Origin of the sequence: Floridaenema fluviatile BLCC-F154, assembly GCF_041929135.1 — a bacterium.
GTDB lineage: Bacteria > Cyanobacteriota > Cyanobacteriia > Cyanobacteriales > Aerosakkonemataceae > Floridanema > Floridanema fluviatile.
The window spans coordinates 1-16,858 of sequence record NZ_JBHFNS010000055.1; the positions used below are offsets into that span (position 1 = coordinate 1).

At 40.6% G+C, this 16,858-nt stretch carries 16 protein-coding genes; 10 read left to right on the top strand and 6 right to left on the bottom strand.

Annotated elements, in window-relative coordinates; genetic code table 11:
- Nucleotides 1-1,149: replication restart helicase PriA (priA, locus tag ACE1B6_RS12895; RefSeq protein WP_413257641.1), on the top strand; the 1,149-nt coding region annotated here is incomplete at its 5' end.
- 112 nt (nucleotides 1,150-1,261) lie between these two features.
- Here the strand turns inward: priA and ACE1B6_RS12900 are convergent.
- The 4 genes from ACE1B6_RS12900 to ACE1B6_RS12915 form a co-directional block, all read right to left on the bottom strand.
- Nucleotides 1,262-1,879 (bottom strand): hypothetical protein, encoded by a 618-nt coding sequence (locus tag ACE1B6_RS12900; protein ID WP_413257642.1) that lies wholly within the window; start codon nucleotides 1,877-1,879, stop codon nucleotides 1,262-1,264.
- A 51-nt stretch (nucleotides 1,880-1,930) separates the two neighbouring features.
- Nucleotides 1,931-2,683, bottom strand: coding sequence for a tetratricopeptide repeat protein (locus ACE1B6_RS12905; protein WP_413257643.1), 753 nt, complete (start codon nucleotides 2,681-2,683; stop codon nucleotides 1,931-1,933).
- A gap of 84 nt (nucleotides 2,684-2,767) precedes the next feature.
- Complete coding sequence (locus ACE1B6_RS12910) at nucleotides 2,768-3,451, bottom strand: response regulator (protein ID WP_413257644.1); 684 nt, start codon at nucleotides 3,449-3,451, stop codon at nucleotides 2,768-2,770.
- The gene (locus tag ACE1B6_RS12915) at nucleotides 3,451-4,539 is read right to left on the bottom strand and encodes a sensor histidine kinase (RefSeq protein ID WP_413257645.1); all 1,089 of its coding nucleotides are present in this window, start codon (nucleotides 4,537-4,539) and stop codon (nucleotides 3,451-3,453) included. The genes ACE1B6_RS12910 and ACE1B6_RS12915 overlap by 1 nt, the downstream gene beginning before the upstream one ends.
- 324 nt (nucleotides 4,540-4,863) lie before the next feature.
- Here ACE1B6_RS12915 and ACE1B6_RS12920 point away from each other — a divergent pair, with 324 nt between their 5' ends.
- The 9 genes from ACE1B6_RS12920 to ACE1B6_RS12960 all read left to right on the top strand — a co-directional run bounded on the left by ACE1B6_RS12920 (nucleotide 4,864) and on the right by ACE1B6_RS12960 (nucleotide 15,209).
- Nucleotides 4,864-5,190 carry a potassium transporter TrkA gene (locus tag ACE1B6_RS12920; protein WP_413257646.1) on the top strand — a complete coding sequence of 109 codons (327 nt, stop codon included), beginning with the start codon at nucleotides 4,864-4,866 and terminating at the stop codon, nucleotides 5,188-5,190.
- Between the two features lie 17 nt (nucleotides 5,191-5,207).
- Nucleotides 5,208-6,890, top strand: coding sequence for a potassium-transporting ATPase subunit KdpA (gene kdpA, locus ACE1B6_RS12925; protein WP_413257647.1), 1,683 nt, complete (start codon nucleotides 5,208-5,210; stop codon nucleotides 6,888-6,890).
- Between the two features lie 24 nt (nucleotides 6,891-6,914).
- A complete protein-coding gene (kdpB, locus tag ACE1B6_RS12930; RefSeq protein WP_413257648.1) occupies nucleotides 6,915-9,008 on the top strand; it encodes a potassium-transporting ATPase subunit KdpB in 2,094 nt (697 codons plus the stop codon).
- Between the two features lie 29 nt (nucleotides 9,009-9,037).
- Nucleotides 9,038-9,271, top strand: coding sequence for a K(+)-transporting ATPase subunit F (gene kdpF / locus ACE1B6_RS12935; protein WP_413257649.1), 234 nt, complete (start codon nucleotides 9,038-9,040; stop codon nucleotides 9,269-9,271).
- 4 nt (nucleotides 9,272-9,275) lie between these two features.
- A complete protein-coding gene (gene kdpC / locus ACE1B6_RS12940) occupies nucleotides 9,276-9,893 on the top strand; it encodes a K(+)-transporting ATPase subunit C (protein WP_459563023.1) in 618 nt (205 codons plus the stop codon).
- A 162-nt stretch (nucleotides 9,894-10,055) separates the two neighbouring features.
- Complete coding sequence (locus ACE1B6_RS12945) at nucleotides 10,056-11,174, top strand: sensor histidine kinase KdpD (RefSeq protein WP_413257651.1); 1,119 nt, start codon at nucleotides 10,056-10,058, stop codon at nucleotides 11,172-11,174.
- Nucleotides 11,175-11,356: 182 nt separating this feature from the next.
- Nucleotides 11,357-12,577, top strand: coding sequence for an anhydro-N-acetylmuramic acid kinase (locus tag ACE1B6_RS12950; protein ID WP_413257652.1), 1,221 nt, complete (start codon nucleotides 11,357-11,359; stop codon nucleotides 12,575-12,577).
- A 14-nt stretch (nucleotides 12,578-12,591) separates the two neighbouring features.
- Nucleotides 12,592-13,035, top strand: a complete 444-nt coding sequence (locus tag ACE1B6_RS12955; protein WP_413257653.1) for a hypothetical protein — start codon at nucleotides 12,592-12,594, stop codon at nucleotides 13,033-13,035.
- Nucleotides 13,036-13,634: 599 nt separating this feature from the next.
- The gene (locus tag ACE1B6_RS12960; RefSeq protein ID WP_413257654.1) at nucleotides 13,635-15,209 is read left to right on the top strand and encodes a serine/threonine-protein kinase; all 1,575 of its coding nucleotides are present in this window, start codon (nucleotides 13,635-13,637) and stop codon (nucleotides 15,207-15,209) included.
- A gap of 255 nt (nucleotides 15,210-15,464) precedes the next feature.
- On the opposite strand, the gene ACE1B6_RS12965 is transcribed toward ACE1B6_RS12960, so the two are convergent.
- Together ACE1B6_RS12965 and ACE1B6_RS12970 are read right to left on the bottom strand one after the other, a co-directional pair.
- Nucleotides 15,465-15,662, bottom strand: coding sequence for an NblA/ycf18 family protein (locus tag ACE1B6_RS12965; protein WP_413257655.1), 198 nt, complete (start codon nucleotides 15,660-15,662; stop codon nucleotides 15,465-15,467).
- 419 nt (nucleotides 15,663-16,081) lie between these two features.
- A complete protein-coding gene (locus ACE1B6_RS12970) occupies nucleotides 16,082-16,822 on the bottom strand; it encodes a Stp1/IreP family PP2C-type Ser/Thr phosphatase (protein ID WP_413257656.1) in 741 nt (246 codons plus the stop codon).
- Between the last annotated feature and the right edge of the window lie 36 nt (nucleotides 16,823-16,858).

Genomic DNA, 16,858 nt, shown 5'->3' on the forward strand with positions numbered 1-16,858 from the left:
CCCCAGTCCCCAGTCCCCAGTCCCCAGTCCCCAGTCCCCAGTCCCCAGTCCCCCAAACACTACCTTTCCCTTTCCGAACGGATTCAATCTCGACCTTTACCACCTGTGGAAGTTGTGGATATGCGGGAAGAGTTACGGGAGGGGAATAAGTCGATTTTTAGTCGATCGCTCCAAGAAGCATTACAACAATTACAAACCCAAAAAAAACAAGGAATTCTCTTTATTCATCGTCGCGGACATAGTACTTTTGTCTCCTGCCGTAGTTGCGGATATGTCATCGAATGTCCCAATTGTGATGTCTCTTTGTCCTATCATCACACCCAAGAAAACGCACCCGAACTTTTACGTTGTCATTACTGTAACTTTATCCGTTCTCATCCCGAAGATTGCCCAGAATGCGGTTCTCCCTATTTAAAATTCTTCGGTAGTGGAACGCAAAAAGTAGCCGAAGAATTAAGAAAATTATTTCCTCAATTACGAGTCATTCGTTTTGACAGTGACACCACTCGCACTAAAGGAGCACATCGAACTTTATTAACTCAATTTACCAATGGCGAAGCCGACTTATTAGTAGGAACTCAAATGCTCACCAAAGGATTGGATATTTCCCAAGTTACATTAGTCGGAATAGTCGCCGCCGATGGATTATTACACTTATCCGATTATCGAGCAACAGAAAGAACATTTCAAACCTTAACCCAAGTAGCAGGTCGTGCAGGTAGAGGCGACGATCCCGGTCGAGTAATTCTACAAACTTACACCCCCGAACATTCCGTAATTCAAGCAGTTAAAAAACATGATTTTCAATCATTCATTGCTGAAGAATTACCCCAAAGAGCCGAATCAAATTATCCGCCTTACGGACGTTTAGTATTATTCAGATTAAGCAGTTTAGATGCTGCCCAAGTTGAAGAAGCTGCCCAAATTTTAGCAGGTTGGTTGCGTCCTCCACAAAATAGTAATAGTTATGAAATTTTAGGCCCCGCACCCGCTAGCATTATGCGCGTAGCTAATCGTTATCGTTGGCAAATTCTTTTGAAATTACCACCTAATATAATTGTGGAATTACCAGACTTTAACGAGTTGCGTGACTTATGCCCGAAAGCAGTTAGTTTGACGATCGACGTTGACCCCATAAACATGATGTAATTGGGAACTAGGAACTGGGGACTGGGGAAGTTTTGAGTTGAAGAGTTCTCTTGCCCCTCTGCCCCCCTGCCCCTCTGCCCCTCTGCCCCCCTGCCCCCCTGCCCCTCTGCCCCTACGCTGGACAAACAGAAGCATTTGTGCCGTCTGGTTTTAGTTGTTGATAAGTAAGGTTAAATCTGCCAACTGCGCCCGGAGTTGCACTAGTTACTAGTAAGTTATAAGTACCAGTTGTGGGTAATTTTGTCCGAATTACTGCGTTAATTGAATTTGCTTGTTTTGGCTGTTGCTCTACCATTTGACCATTAGGAGCATAAAGTACTACAACAGGATTAATTAATAATTGATTTACCTGTAATGTATCTGCCCTTGTTTGGGTAGGACTACCTCCGACTAAACTAACTCGAATTAATTGATCTTTTTGCCCATTAAACAAGTACTTTTGAAACCTTCTGCCTTGAAAACGAAAGTCACTTGTTGAGAGCCTACCCTGAATAGTTTTGTCACATTGTAAGCGGGTAGAACGAGAAATTTTCGCCGGAGATGGCAATTGACTTTGAGCAATCAGAAGTTGATTATTGGTTTGTTTAGGAATTAAAGCTTGAGCAAAACCATCAGGAAAGAACAGCGGATTACTCAAGATGGTCAACCCAAACCCCAAAAGGCAACAACCTAAATATACACCTAATTTTGCCAGGTAGCGTTTTTGCAACTTTTTCCCCACAATTACCACTGTTTGATTTTCCTCACTAATTCCAAATTTTAAAGTTAAATTCTCAAATTTTTAAGCAATGCCTGTGGGATTACTCCACAACCGTTGGATAATCCGATCGATCTCTTCTGCCTGTTCTTCTTTCCCTTGAGCTTTAAACAAATCTCTAGCTTTTTTAAAGGCTTCTATTGCTTCCTCTTTTTGACCTGTACGGCTCATAACTAAACCTAAGTTAGCGTAAGCTTCGGCAAATTCTGGCTGAATCCGAACCGTTTCTTCCCACTGTTTAATTGCTGCTTCTACTTCCCCTTGCTGGGCAAGAACGTTGCCTAAATTGTAGTGAGCTTTGGCGTAGTCGGGTTTAATTTTAATTGCTGCTTTATACTCTTTTTCTGCACCTGTAAAATCTTCTTGTTGCACTAACATATTGCCCAAGTTATAATGAGCCTCTGCCATGTTTGGTTGAATAGTTAGGGCTTTTCGATAAGCGGCGATCGCTTCCGAGTCTTTACCTTGACTTGCTAAAGCTACTCCCATATTTAAATGCGCTGCTGCTAACTTAGGATTCAAATTTAGGGCTTTTTGGTATTTGGCGATCGCTTCTGCCAATTTCCCTTGCTGTTGCAAAGAAATTCCCTCTTCATAATAATCTTGAGCCTGTTCTTTATTTTGGGAAACTTGAGCAACTACACTCTCAATGGTGGACTGATTTGTTCCCTGTTTCTGCCAACTTGACTCCGATAATGCTGGTGCAGGATTGCTTAGAGTGATGCCAGTAACAGCGGCAGTTAACAGGTTGATAAAAAAATAAGTGTTTTTAATCATTGACATGAACTGAAAAGTGTGTATTAGGAGCCTTAGCTGCTTTTCGCAGATTAAAACCCATGATATCGTTATCGAAAAAAAAAGCTAGTGTTTTGCCAAAAGTTCTGCGGCGACTAAATCTTTCTGAATCGCTAAAACTGCGGCTTGAGTGCGATCGCGCACTTCTAACTTTTGTAAAATTGCATGAACATGAACTCGCACAGTGCCAATTGTAATGTAAAGGAGTTCCGCAATTTCTTGGTTGTTTTTTCCCGCAGCAATCAACGCCAAAATTTCCTGTTCCCGCCGAGTCAGGGGATTAGTTAAAACTTCTGTTGATTTAGCATTAGAAGGCGGATTTGCAGCAAAAGCGGCGCGAATTTCGCTGGTAACAGTTTGATCCCACCAAGAAGCACCTGCGGCGACAGAACGCAATGCCAAAATTAAAACTTCTGCTTCAATTCCTTTGAGACAATATCCTTGAGCTCCTGCGGCAATTAAGCGTTCGATCAAAGGTTTTTGGGAATGGGAAGTTAAAACTAAAACAGGCAATTGTGAATGTTGTTCTTTGATGCGACGACAAGCTTCCACACCGCCAATTCCCGGTAATCCCACATCGAGTAAAACCACATCTAAAGGATATTGATTTGCTAATTCTACAGCTGTTTCGCCGTCAGTTGCTTCTGCTACTATTTCTATTCCAGGTTCTTGTTGCAAACGCATAAATAAACCCAGGCGAAATAGTTCATCATCTTCGACTAAAAGTATTCGTAAAAGTGCAGGTTTCATCACGAATTTTCAGAAATTGCTGGAGAACTTGGGAGTCGAAAACCAAACAAAGCGCCAGATGGTAAGAGGTTTTCTGCCCAAATTGTACCTCCATGAGCGGTAATAATTTGCCGACTTAAATATAAGCCTAACCCAGAACCTTGACTTTGGCGATCGCTACTTCCCTGGTAAAATCGCTCAAATAAGTGAGCTAGTTCATCTTTAGGTATTCCTTGTCCGCGATCTAAAATTTTGACTACTTGCTGATGGGAATCACTTTCTAATCTTACTTCTACTTTTCCCCCACGAGGAGAATGATTAATCGCATTAATTAGGAGATTGGTAAATACTCGCTGTAATTGTAAAGCATCTCCATTTACCCACAAATTTTGCCGAAAATTGGATGCACCATAATTAAGAGAAATATGCACGCGCCGAGAAGCTGCTAATTCAGTCAAAGTCGCAATTACCTCTTCAACTAACGATGCTAAATTAACTAATTTTAATTTTAGTTTTAATCCTTCCGAATCGTACTGATAAATATCTAAGAGAGTTTGAACTAATTGCAGGGTTGATTGATGGGAACGCACCATCATTTCTAACACTTTACGTTGAGCAAAACTACATTCCCCAAATTGACCTTTTTCAAAAGATTTAATAGTTTCAATTGCGCCCAAAATGGGAGTTTTTAAATCGTGAGTCAGCGTAGAAACAAAATCTTCTCGCATACTCGCTAGTCGTTGTTGGTAAAGTAATTTGCCTTGCTGATTAGCGATTGCTTCTTCATAATGACGAATGCGATCGCTTAACCAACCTGTCACCACAAGTGCCAATACTGCGATAAACCGATTTGCCAAAGTTGGTAGTGAAAAATCATAGTCAGGAATGAATAAATTTACCAATGTTAACGCTGAAGCTGCTAAAGTTACTTGTAAATTTGCTTTTCTACCTAAACGATAATTAGTCAATAAAATTGGCCCTGTATAAAGGTAGCCAAACACATATTCCGAAGGTGTAGCATACTCTAAAGCGATGACGATCGCAAATGCGATCGCAATCATTATCCAAGTATTTCTGCGATCGTTCTTAGTAAAAATAGCTGCCTTCATCGTTCACTATTTATAAATTGTAGGGTGCGTATAGCCTACGGCATTTAAGAAAAGCGACAGCGTAACGCACCATCTCCAACACTTAGCATCTTTCCCCAATATTAACGTAAAACCTCCAAAAAAAAATCACAACTATACTTCCAGATATAGATCCGTTTATAACTTCAAATATAGGTAACAACTGAAAGCTATTTTAAAATATATAGACGCAAAATATATAAACCATAATAACCACACCCAAACAATTTTATATCACCGATCTGATGTAAACAATCCCCAAATAAATAAAAATAATTGTAGAAATTCCCATTGGCTAAAAACATCATGAAAACCATAAACATGATGAAACCTAGACTGACTCAAATAACAATACAATTCAACAGTTGTTACTGCGGTTTACCCTTATCTGCAATTAAATTACCCAAACATTGCCTTTGTTTAGGAATCATCAGAAAAGATGAATTAATTTTAGCCAGCAGCGAACCAATAATTTACTGTGGAGATGACATTTTAGCCCTAGCAATTAAAGGAGGAAACGCCCCAGAACTTGAATTTATCCTCAGAAAACATCATCCAATTTTATGGTCAGGCATCAGCTGCGATCTAGCAAGAAAGCACCATTCTCATGAACACGAATTATTCCAGTGGTAACATTTTGGTAAATATTTATGTGGCAAGGATTTTTACAAATTGCACTAACTCTCGTCATTTTAATCATCATTACCCCCTTTTTGGGACAGTACATGGCGCGAGTATACTTAGGCAAAAAAACCTTTTTAGAACCGATAATTTCTCCAGCAGAACAACTGATTTATAAACTCAGTGGCATTGCTTACCCAACAGAAATGACAGGTTGGCAATATATCAAAGCCCTACTTTATAGCAACTTGTTCATGGGGATTTTCGTTTATTTAATCTTCCTGTTACAAGGAGTATTACCCCTAAATCCCACCAACCTAGATGCACCCAGTTGGGATTTAGCATTACATACAGCAATCTCCTTTTTAACTAACACAAACCAACAGCATTATTCCGGCGAAACAACCTTAAGTTACCTCAGTCAAACAGTTGCTATTACTTTTTTAATGTTCACTTCCGCAGCAACAGGTTTAGCAGTTGGCATTGCCTTTATTCGCGGATTAACAGGCAGACCATTAGGCAACTTTTACGTTGATTTAATTAAATCAATTACTCGAATTTTACTACCGATTTCTTTAGTTGGGGCATTGCTATTACTAATTTTTGGTGTGCCGGAAACCTTAGCAAGTCCAGCTACAGCCACTACCTTAGAAGGCAACATTCAAGTAATAGCCAGAGGGCCAGTTGCCCACTATGAAATTATTAAACAATTAGGAGAAAATGGCGGTGGATTTTTTGGGATAAATTCTGCCCATCCCTTTGAAAATCCTAATGCTATAACCAATTTAATTGAAATCCTTGCTATGGTTAGTATTCCGGCAGCGTTAATCTACACTTACGGAATATTTGCTAATAATACCAAGCAAGCATGGTTACTGTTTTGGATGGTATTTATCATCTTTGTTTTCTTAATTGGAATTAGCGCCATTGGTGAATATCAAGGCAACCCTTTAGTCAATACCATTTTAGGTAGACAAGAACCAAATTTAGAAGGAAAAGAAATTAGATTTGGTTGGGCACAAACAGCACTTTGGGCAGTTGTTACCACTGCAACAATGTGCGGCGCAGTTAACGGAATGCACGATTCTTTAATGCCTACAGGTGGTTTTTCCACTCTGTTTAATTTGTTTCTACAAATCATTTGGGGAGGTCAAGGAACGGGTACAGCTTACTTGTTTATTTACTTAATTTTGTCTGTGTTTGTGACTGGATTAATGGTAGGAAGAACTCCCGAATTTTTAGGGCGAAAAATTGAAAAGCGGGAAATAGTTCTGGCTAGTGTTATCCTCTTAGTTCATCCAATTTTTGTGTTAATTCCAGGGGCAATTACCTTAGCTTTTCCGGGGATTTCAGGAATTACTAACCCTGGTTTTCATGGCATTTCCCAAGTAATTTATGAATATGCCTCCGCTTCAGCAAATAATGGTTCTGGTTTTGAAGGTTTAGGAGACAATACATTGTGGTGGAATTTGAGTGCTAGTGTCAGTCTTTTGGGAGGACGTTACATTCCAATTATTGCGCTTTTGTTATTAGCAGATAGCATGAATAACAAACAACCAGTACCAGAAACTCCGGGTACTTTACGCACTGATACAACGTTATTTACTAGTGTTACAGCTGGCGTAATTTTGATTTTGGGTGCGTTAACTTTCTTTCCGGTTTTAGCACTTGGTCCGATCGCAGAAGGCTTTTTAATCGCCAGTGGTAACTAATCAATAAAACAGGACTTTTAACCAATGACAAAAACTACTTCTAAACCCAGACGTACACCTCAAGGTTCCAGAGAATCTCGCCGTCACACACCAAAAGTTAACACCAAAGGACTTTATAAAAGGGCGATTCGTGATGCTTTTGTCAAACTCGATCCCCGTATCCAAATAAAAAATCCGGTGATGTTTGTAGTTTGGATTGGCACAATTATCACCGCCTTATTAACAATCAATCCCTATTTATTTGGCAACGTACTAGGCGATAATTTACGGCTTTTCAATGGCTTAATTACTGTAATTTTGTTCCTCACATTATTGTTTGCCAATTTTGCGGAAGCAGTGGCAGAAGGCAGAGGAAAAGCCCAAGCAGATGCCCTACGTTCTACCAAATCAGACACCATTGCGAGAAAACTTTCTCCTGATGGCAAAGTTCAAGAAGTAAGTTCTACAACTTTGCGTCGAGGTGACATTGTTAAAGTAATTTCTGGCGATATAATTCCGGCTGATGGAGAAGTAATTTCTGGCGTTGCTTCGGTAGATGAATCAGCAATTACCGGAGAATCTGCACCAGTTTTAAAAGAACCGGGTTCTGATATTGCTAGTTCGGTTACAGGCGGTACAAAAATTATTTCCGATGAACTAACAATTAGGGTAACAGCTGACCCTGGAAAAGGGTTTATTGACAGAATGATTTCCCTAGTAGAAGGTGCAGAACGTAGCAAAACACCAAACGAAATTGCTTTAACTGTTTTATTAGCAGTTTTAACTCAAGTATTTCTCATCGTTGTAGCGACACTTCCGCCCTTCGCTAACTATGTACAAAATCCCGTCAGCGTGGCGATTTTAATTGCCCTTTTAGTCGCCTTAATTCCGACTACAATTGGCGGTTTGTTGAGTGCGATCGGGATTGCAGGAATGGATAGAGTTGCCCAATTTAATGTAGTTGCTACTTCAGGAAGGGCGGTAGAAGCTTGCGGCGATGTCAATACTTTAGTGTTAGATAAAACAGGCACAATCACTTTAGGAAATCGCCTTGCAGAAGAGTTCATTCCTGTTAATAATCATTCCGTAGAAGAAGTTGCCAATATTGCCTTAGCTGCGAGTGTTTTTGATGAAACACCGGAAGGTAAATCAATAGTAAGATTAGCGGAAAAACTGGGTGCTAAAGTGAATTTTAACCGCAAACAAGCTGAAGGAATTGAATTTTCTGCTAAAACCCGAATGAGTGGCACAGATTTACCAGATGGTAGAGAAATTAGAAAGGGTGCGGTGGATGCAATTAAAGGATTTGTTCGTTCTCGCGGAGGCAAATTAGCAGCAGATTTAGACGCAGCTTATGAAAGAGTTTCCCGCCTTGGTGGTACACCTTTAGCAGTTTGTCAAAATGGCGATATTTATGGAGTAATTTATCTCAAAGACATCATTAAACCAGGGATTCGAGAAAGATTTGAACAACTGCGACGCATGGGTGTGCGAACAGTTATGTTAACCGGAGATAACCGAATTACTGCTTCCGTAATTGCCGAAGAAGCGGGTGTCGATGACTTCATTGCGGAAGCAACTCCTGAAGACAAAATTGCTGTAATTCAAAGGGAACAAGCTGAGGGAAAATTAGTAGCAATGACGGGAGATGGTACTAATGATGCGCCAGCTTTAGCCCAAGCAAATGTAGGTTTAGCGATGAATTCTGGTACTCAAGCTGCTAAAGAAGCGGCGAATATGGTTGATTTAGATTCTGATCCTACAAAGTTAATTGATTTAGTGACAATTGGCAAACAATTGTTAATTACTCGTGGGGCTTTAACTACTTTTTCTGTTGCTAATGATATCGCTAAATACTTTGCAATTATTCCCGTAATTTTCGTTGCAGCAGGGTTAGAAGCTTTAAACATTATGGGATTAACAAGTACTCAGTCAGCGGTGTTATCAGCATTAATTTACAACGCTTTAATTATCCCAGTTTTGATTCCTTTAGCCTTAAGAGGAGTAAAGTTTAGACCTTTAACAGCTAACCAACTTTTGCAACGCAACATTTTAATTTATGGCTTTGGTGGAGTAGTCGCACCGTTTATCGCAATTAAGGTAATTGATGTCATCATTTCTGCGGTGGGATTAGCATAGTAAATTGATGAATTTTAGGAGATATTCTGATGAAACTTAGCAAAAATATTGAGTTATTTCAGTTGCAATTACCTAGAAAACCTTTACCAATTGTCCTGTTTTTTTCTCTATGTTTAAACCTGATTGTTGCTCCTGCGGTTTATGCGGCAGCTAATGGAGAGATCGATCGCTTTTCCGCCTGGGCAATTGGTTTATTAGGTTTATTAACTTTCGGTCTTTCTATCTACTTATTTGTTGTAATCTTTCAACCGGAGCGTTTTTAAAATGATGCGAGAAATTGGACGATCGATTCGCGTTAGTTTAGCACTTTGGGTGTTAACTGCTATTCTTTATCCCGGCGTAATGTTGGCTGTTGGTTTATTACCACCTTTGCAATTTCAAGCTAATGGAAGTATTTTGAAAAATCCTCAAGGACAGGTGATTGGTTCAGCTTTAATTGGTCAATCTTTCACTACAAATCGTTATTTTTTGAGTCGTCCTAGCACTGTTGATTATAGCACTTTTACGCAGCAGGAATTTAATCCAGTCAACCCTGATAATATCATTGAAAAAACTGGAACTTCCGGCGCTAGTAACTTGGCTCCCAGCAATCCAGAATTAATTAAAAGAGTGCAATTGCAAGTTAACAACCTTAAACAATTGGGTGTTCAACCAACAGCAGATTTAGTTTATACTTCTGGTTCTGGGTTAGATCCTCATATTAGTTTAGAAGCAGCTAAGGCTCAGATTTCTAGAGTAGCACAAGTGCGATCGCTAAATCCCAACCAAGTAGAAATATTGGTTAATCGAAATGTCGATCGCAGATTTTTAGGCATCTTCGGAGAACCCGGAGTCAACCTCCTAAAACTAAATCTAGCTTTGGATAATTTACCCGTAACTCGATAACTTTTCCAAAAATAAAGAAAAGTTTTGGCGGTTAAAACCGCAACTACACAAACAAAGTCCGCCTACGCGGACTTTCAGAATTAAAACCTGCGTAGGCAGGTTTTGTATGTATAGCCGCGACTTCAGTCGCACAAACAATACCAAAATTTCCCCGAACCGTTTATGATTCATTCCAGTGAAATTTTCCATCAATCAAATTCCCAACGTCGAGGCAAACACAAAATATTTATTGGTATGGCTCCCGGCGTTGGCAAAACTTACCGAATGTTAGAAGAAGCCCATAAACTAAAAGAAGAAGGAATAGATGTTGTAATTGGTTTGCTAGAAACTCATGGGCGAGAAGAAACAGCCGAAAAAGCAATAGGTTTAGAGGTAGTTCCCAACCAGGAAATTATCCACACTGGCATTATTTTAAAAGAAATGAATACCAATGCCATTATCGCCCGTCAACCCCAATTAGTCTTAGTTGATGAATTAGCTCATACCAATGTACCAGGCTCAATAAGAGAAAAAAGATATCAAGATGTAGAAGTGATTTTAGCAGCCGGAATCAATGTTTATTCTACTGTAAATATTCAACATTTAGAAAGCCTGAATGATTTAGTGGCTAAAATTACTAGTATAGTGGTTAGGGAGAGAATTCCCGATCGCATCCTAGACGAAGCAGACGAAGTTATAGTTATCGATGTCACCCCAGAAACCTTACAAGAAAGATTAAAAGAAGGCAAGATTTACGCCTCAGAAAAAATTGAACAAGCTTTACATAATTTCTTTCAACGTCGTCACTTAGTCGCCTTGCGAGAATTAGCTTTAAGAGAAGTCGCCGATAACATTGAAGAAGGTGCTGTCACCTCCAGTCCAACTGATAGATATTGCTGCGTTCATGAGCGAGTATTAGTTTGCATTTCCACCTATCCTAACTCGATCCAACTATTGCGAAGAGGTGCTAGACTAGCTTTACAATTACACGCCCGTTTGTATGCCTTATTTGTTACTCGCCCCGACCAATTTTTAACGAAAGAAGAAAGTTTATATATAGAAAATTGTGAAAACCTGTGTCATCAATTTGACGGGATATTTTTACGAGTAAATAGTACAGATATCGCTCAAACGATCGCAGACACCGCCCACAAATACCACATTACCCAAGTCGTCTTAGGACAATCACAAAAATCTCGTTGGGAACTATTCTGGCGAGGTTCCCTAGTGCAAAAATTAGTTAGATATCTCAAAGAAGTAGATTTGCACGTCATCGCCACCCAAGAAACCAAATCTAAGTAATACAAAATTCAGTTTAGCTACCCCCTTTATTGTTTTCTACTTCTTTCTTCTTTCTTCGTGTCCTTCGTGCCTTACGTGCTACGCACACGCTACGCGAACGTGGTTCAAAAAAAAGGGAAAATCAACCTGGATTTAGTGTTAATGTTCAATAATAATCAATTGGTTGACTTACCCATTACCAAATGACTAGAGTAATAGGATTAATTAGCGGTACATCAGTAGATGGGATCGATGCAGCATTAGTAGAAATTTCCGGCACAGAACTAGACCTGAAAATCGAACTTTTAGCCGGGGAAACATACCCTTACCCACCCGCATTAAGAGAAAAAATTTTAGCAGTTTGTGCAAACTCAGCCATTTCTATGGCAGAATTAGCAGAACTAGATGATACGATCGCCCAAGCCTTCGCCCAAGCCGCCCAAAACATTCAAAACAACCAACCAAAAGCCGAACTAATTGGCTCACACGGACAAACAGTTTACCATCGTCCACCTAATTTACCAGGAAGCAGCAGCACTTTAGGATATAGTCTGCAATTAGGTCGAGGCGAAGTCATTGCTCAATTAACTGGAATTAACACCATCAGCAACTTTCGTGTAGCAGACATCGCCTGTGGTGGACAAGGTGCGCCTTTAGTATCCCGTGTTGATGCCTTCGTGTTGAGTCATCCCACAGAATATCGCTGCATTCAAAACATCGGTGGGATCGGAAATGTAACCTATTTACCACCACGAAATCAAGAAAACTGGTTACAATCAATCTGCGGTTGGGACACAGGCCCCGGAAACTCCCTTTTAGATTTAGCAATCCAGTATTTAACAGCCGGAAGTAAAACCTACGACAACAACGGCGAATGGGCGGCTAGTGGTACCCCCTGTATTCCCTTAGTCGAACGCTGGCTACAACAGCCATTTTTTCAAGAACCACCACCGAAATCCACAGGGAGAGAATTGTTTGGTGTAGATTACTTAAAACAATGTTTAACAGACATTAAAGAATATGAACTAACTTCTGGTGATTTGCTGGCAACCTTGACCGAACTTACCGTTGCCTCAATAGTTGAAAGTTACCGCAATTTCTTGCCAAAAATGCCAGACAAAGTGTTAATTTGTGGTGGAGGTAGTCGAAATCTTTACTTAAAGAAACGCTTGGAAATCAAATTAAACTTAAATTCAGAAACCAAAATCCCTGTTTTAACCACAGATGAAGTTGGTTTAAGTGCAGACTATAAAGAAGCGATCGCATTCGCTGTATTAGCCTATTGGCGAAATCAACAAATACCTGGTAATCTTACGCAGGTAACAGGTGCCCAGAAAGAAGTAAATTTGGGGAATATTCACCTTGTTACCAATGGACTCCGTGTTAGCATAGAGTCCTGCAAATCGCGCAGTGAGCAATCGTAGCAAGGAATAGAGGCGTGGCTCACACCTTTCTGTTAGAGTCGGGGCGTTGGACGTTACAAGGAAACTGGCTTGAACGTAACGGAATGCCTATTATTGTTAAAGGGAAAACCCTGGTAGCATGGCGAGAAAACTGGTTCACGATGGTGACTCAGTTAATGTTTCCTGACAGCGATCGGGAAAACATCACCTTTCAGTACCGGGGACGTTTAGATCTTGGTGAACGCCAGTATACATTCGTGTTGCAGCATAATTTATTAGGGCGCGTCGAAGGCGAAGGTTGGATCGCCCCAGAATCGATCGTTCAGCGATACTGGGTATTAGGCGATCGACAACGCCGCAGCGGTTTTGAAACCATGCACCGACTAACCGACAACCAATACTATATGTCCAGCAGCATTCTAGCCGGACATTATTTAACCAGTATGATGGAAGTCACATTAGAACGTCAGCCAGAATAGAATTATCCTTGATTGTTAACTAAGGATGAGGGGGTCAAATCAAGAGATTTATCTCTTTAGTATCAGCTTTAGTCACCAAACCCTCACCTATTTCACTCACGGATAGTTTGAAACTTGACAAAGCAAAGGTTAAATTTTGAAAAGGAGGTCAACACTCTCCAACCCTTTTGGAGAAGCCAGAAAATAGTGAGTGCTTTATTGACTAGCCCGGTTCTCATTTTGACCGTTAACTTAATCAATGATTCGGTATCCTATTTTCTAATATTTAGATAAATTAAGTAAATAGGCATCTTGCCACTAGCAGCTAGGGTAATCTGTTCTAGCTAGTTTAGTCAGAAAAAAGCCTATCGAAAAGTACAATTTATACCTCTTTCCAATGGCGCTGAGGCATAAATCATGCCCAGCCAAAGGCAGGTATTTCAAGAAACTTAAGGGGAAAATAAGACTAATGTCTAGCGGGGTAAAAGGCATTTCTTTACCTGATAAATCGAGGTAATATCCCGATGTTATGAAGATAGGAATACCAAAAAACAGTTCATACCCAACTGAAGAACACTTATATTTTATTAACGCTCCTTTTTGAGCGGAGCTTTATCAAAATGGCAGATCCGAAAGATCCAAATATTGGTCGCTTACTTGATAGTCGCTATCAGCTAATGGAGTTGATAGGGACAGGGGCTATGGGTCGGGTTTATCGGGCTAATGATACATTACTAGGAGGAGTCCCCGTCGCTGTTAAATTCCTGTCTTTAGGAATTCAAAACCAAAAATTGCGACTGCGGGAGCGATTTGAACAAGAAGCCCGAACCTGTGCCCTTTTAGGTCAAAAAAGTTTACATATCGTCCGCGTTACGGATTTTGGCGTGGATGAAAACAGCACGCCATTTTATGTAATGGAATATTTACAGGGAGAAAGCCTTAGTGATGTAATTCGAGCGCAAGCCTTACCTTTACCTAAATTCCTGAGTTTAGCCAGACAAATCTGCTTAGGATTACAGTGCGCTCATCAAGGTATTCCTGTAGAAGGACAAATCTGCTCAATTATTCACCGGGATATTAAACCCAGTAATATATTGGTGATTCAAGACCCCAGTCTAGGACAGTTAGTAAAAATTCTCGACTTTGGGATTGCCAAACTACGTCAAGCTGATAGCGATCAAACTAATTATTATTTGGGAACTCTGGCTTACTCTTCCCCAGAACAAATGGAAGGTAAGGAACTAGACAATCGCTCAGATATTTACAGTCTCGGTGTCTTAATGTTTGAAATGCTCACCGGGAAAATGCCATTGCAAGCAGAAACACACTCCTTTGGAGGCTGGTATAAAGTACATCATTTCCAGAAACCACGCTCTTTCGATTCAGCTAATCCTGACTTAAAACTGCCAAAAGCTCTAGAAAGTTTAATTATGAGTTGTTTGGCAAAAACACCCAGCGAACGACCCCAATCAGTAGCCCAAATTTTGAAAGCTTTAGAACCTTTAGACCAAAGGTTTAGTACGGGTAGGCAAATTGGTCAACGCATCGGGAGTAAACTTTCGGAAATCTCCCAAGGACACCAAGCAAAACTGCTGAACACACCTTCAGCTTCTCCAGAGGAAATGGAGCGGTTGGCGAGAATGCAAACTTGGCCCACAGATAAACCGCAAGCAGAAATTGTCTTCGCCAATACTTTGGGTAATGGTAAGCAGAAGTTAGCTACTCTCTGGGTAATGCTGAAAAAACCGGATATTCAACGGCGCATGGTTTGCAAGCGTTATAATCAATTCTTGTTTTCCATGTCTCCTCATCCAATGCTGCTGTGGATTACGGCTCTTTACACTCGTGAGGCTGGTGCGAAGTGGCTGCGTTGTTATTTGGATATGAAAAATCCTCAAGGTGAGGAGATCACTAAACTTTTAGGGGAAACAGGTCGATATTTGGTGCTGTTGTTTCCTTTGGAGGAGCCGAAACGCTGTATTCATGTCCTGAGTGTGAATATTGCTCCTAGCCAATGTCAGTTATTACAGCAGTGGTCGCAAACGAGTCAGGCGTTGATCTCGACGGGATCTCCCAAAATAAGTAAGGAATTGCTCCACAATCAGTTTGAAAGGATTAAGCCGCAAATTTTGATGAAACTGGAATCTAGTTCTTCTTTGGGTCAACTGGATGACAAGTTTGAAAAACAAAGTTAAATTTACAGGTTAGCTGGAAGAATGCAGCCTCAATTTAGTTTCTGTTTATTAATAATTTAGTGGAATTACTTTTAGTTGACCCGATCGGCTTGATGGAAATTTGGGATCGGTTTTCGATCGAACAAGGTCAATTACTTTTTGTGAGTTCCTGTGTGAATTTTCGCTGAACGGTTTAGTTGACGCCCCATCATCCCCAGCTTCTTTCCCCAAGGAACAAAGCAAGAGAAGGAGGTCGCCCCCTGAAGCGACGATACTCTATTCAAAATGTGGACTTGGTTCTAAACCCCACTGGTGCTTGAGTAGATGTTTGTAGGTCGCTTCTCTATAAACCATTTGCTCATAGAGTTTAACGAGGAAGTCTTGCGCTTGTTCGTGGCTCATTTGTTCCACTTGGGTTTGGAAGGAACGGATGTTGAATTGTTGTTCTAGGGAAAGTTCGATCGGTTGATTCATGACTAACTCCTAAGAAATAGTACAAGGGTGTTGACTTTAAAAGTCTTTGTCCCATTCAGTTTGAGCAGTTCTGGTAGTCTGCCCTATCTTTATATTACAGAATATAACAATGATTTGACAAATTGCTCATACTGCTCTGGGTGTATAGTTCTACAATCAAAAGGTGGATTAGCGTTTCCGGAAAGTTCCATATCGCTTAATGGTATTTTTAGCAAGTAGTTCCAGTAAAAATTGCTCAGTGTGAACAAAAATCCTGAGTAAATTTACTTATTTGATTAAGAAAATATTTGGAGACTGAATTTTTTGCCGATCGCTACATTGTCGGACGGAATTCCCCAGATATAGTAAATTAACTGGATGTATTGATTGATTCATCCAGTTCCGATGGCACTAATGCCGTTGAGTTTTTCTAGTTTGGTCTAGGATTCTTGAGTGAGAGAACTTTCGATCGCCACAATGATCGCGGTAATATTGTCTCTGCCGCCATTCTCTTTGGCTGCTTCGACCAAAGCGGTGGCAGCTTTGTCACATAAAGGATACTCTAACAGCTTGGCAATTTCTGATTCTGGGACTTCTTCTGTGAGTCCGTCGCTACACAGGAGTAGGCGATCGTCCTTTTGCACATCCAGGGTGTGAATTTCTACCTGAGCTAAATCTTCCCTTCCCAAACATTGAGATAGCATATGTCGCCAGGGGTGTGTTTTCGCTTGTTTGGGGGTGAGTGCGCCAGCTTTGGTGGCTTTGGCGACCCAGGTATGATCTTCGGTGATTTGCTCCAAGTTTGCGGAACGGAGACGATAGAGGCGAGAGTCACCGACATGAGCTACCCAAGGACTTTGTTCTCTAAATATTAGTACCACGGCAGTTGTTCCCATGTCCGATCGCTCTGGGTGCTTGCCTTGGTCGTTTAAGATTGCCTGATTTGCTTTATGGAATGCTGCTTCTAAGAGATTTTCCGAATTTTGCGGGGAATCCCAATGTTCATCCAGATAGGACTGGATAGTTTTAGTAGCTATCCAACTTGCCTCTTGACCTCCGGCGTGTCCGCCCATACCGTCGGCGACGATAAAAAATCGTCCTTCGGGGTCGATGTAATAAGCATCTTGGTTTACCTGGCGAACCAGTCCGGGGTCAGAAACACCCTCAAAGCTACTTTTCATATCCTTGGTAATATACCAATAATAACGATCGACGTA

Excerpts from the sequence above, each read along its gene's own strand:
- ACE1B6_RS12905 (WP_413257643.1), bottom strand. The coding sequence starts at position 2,683 with ATGATTAAAAACACTTATTTTTTTATCAACCTGTTAACTGCCGCTGTT.
- ACE1B6_RS12910 (WP_413257644.1), bottom strand. The coding sequence starts at position 3,451 with ATGAAACCTGCACTTTTACGAATACTTTTAGTCGAAGATGATGAACTA.
- ACE1B6_RS12915 (WP_413257645.1), bottom strand. The coding sequence starts at position 4,539 with ATGAAGGCAGCTATTTTTACTAAGAACGATCGCAGAAATACTTGGATA.
- ACE1B6_RS12920 (WP_413257646.1), top strand. The coding sequence starts at position 4,864 with ATGAAAACCATAAACATGATGAAACCTAGACTGACTCAAATAACAATA.
- kdpA (WP_413257647.1), top strand. The coding sequence starts at position 5,208 with ATGTGGCAAGGATTTTTACAAATTGCACTAACTCTCGTCATTTTAATC.
- kdpB (WP_413257648.1), top strand. The coding sequence starts at position 6,915 with ATGACAAAAACTACTTCTAAACCCAGACGTACACCTCAAGGTTCCAGA.
- kdpF (WP_413257649.1), top strand. The coding sequence starts at position 9,038 with ATGAAACTTAGCAAAAATATTGAGTTATTTCAGTTGCAATTACCTAGA.
- kdpC (WP_459563023.1), top strand. The coding sequence starts at position 9,276 with ATGCGAGAAATTGGACGATCGATTCGCGTTAGTTTAGCACTTTGGGTG.
- ACE1B6_RS12945 (WP_413257651.1), top strand. The coding sequence starts at position 10,056 with ATGATTCATTCCAGTGAAATTTTCCATCAATCAAATTCCCAACGTCGA.
- ACE1B6_RS12950 (WP_413257652.1), top strand. The coding sequence starts at position 11,357 with ATGACTAGAGTAATAGGATTAATTAGCGGTACATCAGTAGATGGGATC.
- ACE1B6_RS12960 (WP_413257654.1), top strand. The coding sequence starts at position 13,635 with ATGGCAGATCCGAAAGATCCAAATATTGGTCGCTTACTTGATAGTCGC.
- ACE1B6_RS12965 (WP_413257655.1), bottom strand. The coding sequence starts at position 15,662 with ATGAATCAACCGATCGAACTTTCCCTAGAACAACAATTCAACATCCGT.
- ACE1B6_RS12970 (WP_413257656.1), bottom strand. The coding sequence starts at position 16,822 with ATGAAAAGTAGCTTTGAGGGTGTTTCTGACCCCGGACTGGTTCGCCAG.